At 48.2% G+C, this 5,935-nt stretch carries 8 protein-coding genes; 2 read left to right on the top strand and 6 right to left on the bottom strand.

Annotation, left to right across the window (positions count from 1 at the left end; all coding sequences use genetic code 11):
• Window positions 1–236, bottom strand: a 236-nt coding sequence (gene pilV / locus KDK13_RS16260) for a type IV pilus modification protein PilV (RefSeq protein ID WP_257286032.1), incomplete at its 3' end; no start/stop codon positions are given.
• The gene (locus tag KDK13_RS16255; RefSeq protein WP_257286031.1) at window positions 227–853 is read right to left on the bottom strand and encodes a GspH/FimT family pseudopilin; all 627 of its coding nucleotides are present in this window, start codon (window positions 851–853) and stop codon (window positions 227–229) included. The genes KDK13_RS16255 and pilV, both read right to left, overlap by 10 nt.
• 415 nt (window positions 854–1,268) lie before the next feature.
• Between KDK13_RS16255 and KDK13_RS16250 the strand changes: the two genes are divergently transcribed.
• Window positions 1,269–2,168, top strand: coding sequence for a trans-aconitate 2-methyltransferase (locus KDK13_RS16250; protein ID WP_257286030.1), 900 nt, complete (start codon window positions 1,269–1,271; stop codon window positions 2,166–2,168).
• A 36-nt stretch (window positions 2,169–2,204) separates the two neighbouring features.
• Window positions 2,205–3,506: an amino acid permease gene (locus tag KDK13_RS16245; protein ID WP_257286029.1), complete on the top strand. Its 1,302-nt coding sequence runs from the start codon at window positions 2,205–2,207 to the stop codon at window positions 3,504–3,506.
• On the opposite strand, the gene ispH is transcribed toward KDK13_RS16245, so the two are convergent.
• From ispH to KDK13_RS16225, 4 genes are all read right to left on the bottom strand, one after another.
• Window positions 3,503–4,453, bottom strand: a complete 951-nt coding sequence (gene ispH / locus KDK13_RS16240; RefSeq protein WP_257286028.1) for a 4-hydroxy-3-methylbut-2-enyl diphosphate reductase — start codon at window positions 4,451–4,453, stop codon at window positions 3,503–3,505. The two genes, KDK13_RS16245 and ispH, sit on opposite strands and share 4 nt — an antisense overlap.
• A 56-nt stretch (window positions 4,454–4,509) precedes the next feature.
• Window positions 4,510–4,947, bottom strand: a complete 438-nt coding sequence (locus KDK13_RS16235; RefSeq protein ID WP_257286027.1) for a peptidylprolyl isomerase — start codon at window positions 4,945–4,947, stop codon at window positions 4,510–4,512.
• A gap of 24 nt (window positions 4,948–4,971) precedes the next feature.
• Complete coding sequence (gene lspA / locus KDK13_RS16230; protein ID WP_257286026.1) at window positions 4,972–5,460, bottom strand: signal peptidase II; 489 nt, start codon at window positions 5,458–5,460, stop codon at window positions 4,972–4,974.
• Window positions 5,461–5,662: 202 nt separating this feature from the next.
• Window positions 5,663–5,935 (bottom strand): zinc finger domain-containing protein (locus KDK13_RS16225; protein ID WP_257286025.1); only part of this gene is annotated, 273 nt, incomplete at its 5' end.

Genomic DNA, 5,935 nt, shown 5'->3' with positions numbered 1-5,935 from the left:
CTTCTGGCCAGAGTGCTGTTGGCCTGAATACGGTCCAGCATATCCGTGGCCAGAAAGGTAGCCTGTGATTGCACATAGGCTGACTGGTTATACTGCAGACTACTGCTATGCACCCCTGCCATACCAAGAATGCCAATGGTAATCACCAGTAGGCTGATCAATACTTCAATCAACCCTACGCCCCGGTTTTTTTTCTCAGGGCTTTTGTCACCACCATGAACATCCTTCAACTGCATGCACCCCGCTCCTCCGTCCGGAGACGTCCTGACATGCTGATGATAATCGCTTTGGCATCGCTGTTATTGTCCTGGTCACAAACCTGAAAAGTACCGGCTTGATTTGTCTGTCCACGGCTATTGAAGCGAAGGCTGTAACCACGATTCCACAGTATTGAGATAAGCTCTGACTGCCCTGTAACACGGCGAAGCAACTGGTCATTGTCGTTCAATAGGCCATCATTACGTTCATCCGTAAAAATGAGCCAGCCATGATGCCAGCCGAAGTTACTTTCATCACAGGTCAGGTCATCCAGGGTGCTGCACAATGAAACGGTCCGTTGTCGCTTGACAGCCTCAGACCTGGCCAGCATCAAACTGCCGTACAGTTCATCTGCCACATTTTCAATCCGGTTATTGACGATAAGGGTTTTCATGCCGGGGACAGACGCCGAGATCAAAATAGCCGCAACGGCCAGGGAAACCAGCAACTCAACCAGAGAAACACCCATGACGTTCGAAGGGCTAAACCTGCGATAGGTAGGTTGACCAGACCAAAAACAGTGTTTGCCCTCATAGGTTGTATGAGAGCCGGTAGTATGATGTGCTGAAAAACAGTGCCCAACCTTGTACTTCATTGCCGAATCCCTGGCACTCAGTCTTACCCAATGCTTTGCGGTACCCAATCACCAAAAGTTATCACTCACACTGGATCAGTGAGCAAGCTGTCAGGTGCTAAAAAGCCGTACCTGTCACTCAATTATTAAGCCTGCAGATGTAAAGTGGTTACGTTTATCCTATTAATGGCTTTTTCCTTTGACCAATGGTTAAAGGCCCCCCATAAAATAACAACGTGCCAAAAACAGGAGATCGCCTATTGATCAGTGCCATACAGCTCATCGCTGTTGTTTACCATTGGTCAATCTTTCCTCGTTCCCATGCTCTGCGTGGGAATGCCGATCGGAATTAGAAGACTGCTTTGGAAATAAAAGTGGATAAAGTGTATCCGGCATCTATTCTACTGGGCTAACTCTTTGTTTGTAGGTGTTAACTATGAGAATAACTGGAGACATCCTTACAAGGCTTACTTTTATTTTCCTGGTTTTATTGTCCATGTACCCTTATGCCCAAGCAGTCGATAAGCCGATGGTTCCGGAAGGGGAATACTCGCTTTCCAACAAGTGGGATATGGGTAGACAAAGACTGGAAGCCTTACAACAGATTCTTGATGCGCAGTCGCAGGCCAGTTTGAAACCTTATCTGAAGATGGGCGGCCATTTCCTGGAGATAGGCCCGGGTCTGGGGTCAATGACTCGATTCCTCGCTGAATATTCAGGAGAGAATGGAAAAGTCATTGCACTGGATATTGATGATCATTTTCTTGATGAAGTGGCAGCAATTGCCCCTCAGATTGAAGTTATTCATGACGATATCACCGGTTACGATCCCGGCGTCAGCCAGTTTGACCTGATTTTTATCCGGCTTGTGGTCATGCACCTGACTCATAATGACAATTATGCACTCATCGCCAAACTGGCCCGCTCATTGAAGCCCGGTGGTTATCTGGTCATCGAGGATTTTGTTGATGGTGAAAATGTAAACCGGTTCCGCCAGCTCGGCAAAATTGATACGAAGCTTCCCGGTTATGCGCTGGATGCCTATCACAGAATGTCAAAACATATTGATTTTGATCAGGGATATCAGCTGGCAGATATGATGACTGAGGCCGGTCTGATTAATGTAGATGCAAAGATATCGTATAAACGGGTTCAGGGTGGTGATAATCCTTACGGTCGTTTGATGTACCTCACTTCCAGCCAGGTCGAACCGTACTTAAAGGAAATACCGGAGCATGACACATTATTTCCTTTATTGCTGGCTGCATGGATGAACCCGGATATTCACTGGTATGACCATGCAAGAGTTATTTCCGTTGGTCAAAAAAGTCCCTAGCGAATCAAGAGGATAAAAACACCTGGTTATGAGCACGTGACTGACTCTCATCAAAAAGTGGGTTTTACCAGTGCAGTGCTGCTGATTATAGGTAATGTCATTGGGGCTGGTACGTTCACCATATCAGGTCTGATGTTAAGTCAGGTTGGTCACCCTGTTCTGGTATTGTTGATCTGGTTAATTGCCGGCCTGGTCATGCTTTGTGGTGCGGCCTGTTATGGAGCCCTGGCAAGGCAGATACCGGAATCCGGAGGTGAATACCTTTTCATCTCCAGAATGTTTCATCCTGTGCTGGGTTGCCTGGCAGGGTGGGTGTCGCTACTGGTGGGCTTCTCCGCTCCAATCGCCGTCTGTGCTTTTGCACTTGGTGAGTATACACGTCACTGGTCTATTTTTTCAGGGTTGGCTGACTCCAGAGCTATTGGCACTGCCTTTGTTATTCTTATTGTTATCATGCACAGCTTTGGCAGATATCAAGGGCTCATGATTCAAAATCTGATCATATCATCCAAGCTGGCTCTGATCTGTGCCTTCATTTATCTGATTTCGGATCAGATAGTCATGGAGCAACTGAACATCAGCTCATTGCCGTCCCCTGTCGATTGGCATATTGACGGTCTCTCAACCGGTTTTATCTGGGCATTCTTTGCCTATTCAGGCTGGAACTCTGTAATTTACATTGCCAGCGAGCTAAAAGAATCCCAACAAAACCTGATGAAAGTGACAATGACGGGTTCCTGTCTGGTTTTACTCATTTATCTGATATTAAATTATGCCATTCTCGGACAGGAGCATGTTTACGACACTCTGGGGCAGGTAGATTATCTGCTGCTGATTGCTGAACACTCCTCCAGTCCCTGGGCAGTGATGATTGCCGCGTTCATTGTCAACCTTGCCTTGCTCAGTTCACTTTCCGCATTAATCATGATGGGTCCACGTGTTTATGCCAAAATGGCTGATGATGGTTTTTTGCCGAAATTCCTGCAAACGAAAAGTGGTAGCTTCCACAATTCGATAGTATTTCAGGGGATCGTTGCCCTATTGATTCTCTGGTGTGTCTCTTTTGAGTTTATGCTTACCAGTATTGGTTATCTACTGGGCATCTGTTGTGTATTAACCGTCATTGGCCTGGTCAGGCTGAAACTGAAGGATAGGCATATTAAAGTTCTATTCTGGCCCTATGCCCCAGCGATTTTTATTGCCTCTGTCACTTTTTGTGTCATACACCATATATACATGCATCCTGTATACAGCCTCACTGGGCTGGCACTGGTTTTGCCGAGCTTGTTGTTCTGGTTTCTTGGAAAAAATGCAAATGCGGTTAAAGAAAAAGGCTAGTCAGAAACCGCCTTCAAACGCAGCTCTTTAGGCATGGTAAAGACAATATTCTCTTCTTTGCCATCCAGCTCTTCGGGTAATTCTGCGCCAAGTTCTTTCAGCCGTTCGATAACCCCCTGAACCAGAATATCCGGTGCCGAAGCGCCAGCAGTGATACCGATGTTTGCTTTGTCCACCAGCCATCCCGGTTTGACATCGTCGGCATTATCCACCAGATAAGCTTCAGCACCCGAGCGCTGGGCCAGTTCCCGCAGGCGGTTGGAGTTTGAGCTGTTAACTGAACCGACCACCAGCACCAGGTCACATTGCCCGGCCAGAATTTTCACCGCATCCTGCCGGTTCTGCGTGGCATAGCAAATATCGTCTTTCCTGGGTCCCTGTATCTCAGGGAACTTGATGCGCAGAGCTTCAATCACCCTGGCGGTATCATCCATGGAGAGGGTTGTCTGGGTGACATAGGCCAGTCTGGAAGGGTCTGCTACCTCAAGGGCACGGACATCGTCTTCATTCTCGACCAAGTACATAGCACCATCGTTTCGCGAGTCGTACTGCCCCATGGTGCCTTCCACTTCAGGATGCCCGTGGTGACCAATCAGTACACACTCCATGCCATCCCGGGAATAGCGCACCACTTCCATATGAACTTTTTTAACCAGCGGGCAGGAGGCATCAAACACTTTCAGGCCCCGACGTTCCGCCTCATCCTCCACCGCTTTGGAAACACCATGAGCACTGAAAATAACGATGACGTCATCCGGTACCTGATCCAGCTCATCGACAAAAATTGCCCCACGGGCTTTGAGGTTTTCTACCACAAACTTGTTGTGAACGACCTCATGACGGACATAAATAGGAGGACCAAAAACATCCAGCGCCCGATTGACGATCTCAATGGCACGGTCCACACCTGCACAAAAGCCACGGGGATTAGCCAGTTTGATTTTCATAGGGGAATCACCAATCTTTTCTGTCACTGCTATTTATTTATGACTCTGGTTATCGCTCAGGGTATCTGTACATCCAGAATCTGAACCTCAAAGGTCAGGTGTCGGCCTGCCAGAGGGTGATTGAAGTCAACTTCAACCATTTCATCATCAAAATTTCGGACCACGCCGGGAAGCTCGCTGTTGGCGGCATCAGCAAAGGAGATCACCAGCCCTTCTTCCAGCTCAACCCCACTGGCAAAGCTGCCCCTGGGGACTCGGTGCACATTATTGGGGTTGGGCATCCCAAACGCCTTTTCCGGAGGAATCCGGGAAACCCGGTCTTCACCAGAAGCCAGGCCATACAGCGTTTCTTCAAAACCTTCCGGGAGATTACCATCGCCGATGATCAGAGATGCAGGTTTCTCCGAAGGCGTACTGTCCACCACACTCCCATCATCCAGCTTCAGGGAAAAATGCAGAGTGACCTTACTGCCTCTCTCAATGATTGCTGACACCGTAATTAGCTCCCGCTCTTCTATTTATCGTGCCGAAGGATTGTTCCGGAACATATCCAGAATCAACATGGCAGCACCCATAGTGATGGCCATATCCGCCAGGTTGAACGCAGGAAAATACCAGTTTTTGTAGTAAAACAACAGAAAGTCAGTGACCTGACCGTGCAACAACCGGTCAATCAAATTCCCCAACGCACCGCCCAGTATCAATGACAGAGAACAGGCCTGCCAGTTTTCACCGGAGCGAAGCTGCTTCAACCACCCTACCAGCATAATACTGACGACAATGGCTACACCACTGAGAAACCAGCGCTGCCAGCCGGATGCATCCCCCAGAAAGCTGAATGCCGCCCCGGTATTGTAGGCAAGGGTAAGGGAAAAAAATGGCAATATCTGTAATTGCTGGTAGAGGGAAAATTCCTGGATAACCCACCATTTTACCAGTTGGTCAAGGCCAAACACGATGGCACTGAGCCAGAGCCATTGAAGCTTTCCTGAAGTATTACTCTGCATGGCCGGTTCCTGTAAAAAAATCCGTATCATTCAGTGAGTCTTATCAATACTATGTGTCTTGAACCGCCAAGGGATAGTGTGATTTACCGAAACCCATCAGAGTTTAACCAGTTACACAGGCGTTAAATAACATCTAAAAATAGACTACTGTCCAAAAAAATACCCGGTACTGACCGGGTATTTTTTATGTCAACCGTTAAGATCAGGCAAACTGCCGCTGTTCGCCACTGCCTTCTATGTTTTCGACACAGCGGCCGCAAAGATCCGGATGTTCGGCAATGGTGCCGACATCTTCACGACGATGCCAGCAACGCTCGCACTTACTGTGTCCGGACTTCTCAACCAGCACTTTAAGCCCTGCCAGCTCTGTAGTGGCAGCATCACCCGCATCAGCCAGCGGCTTAACGGTAGCCGTGGAGGTAATCAGCACAAAACGCAACTCATTACCCAGGCGGTTCAAGACACATAGTATTGA

It is taken from the genome of Endozoicomonas sp. SESOKO1 (assembly GCF_024606265.1).
Classification (GTDB): Bacteria; Pseudomonadota; Gammaproteobacteria; order Pseudomonadales; family Endozoicomonadaceae; genus Endozoicomonas.
Note: the sequence above shows the minus strand (reverse complement) of the source record. Positions and strands in the feature narration are given on the sequence as shown.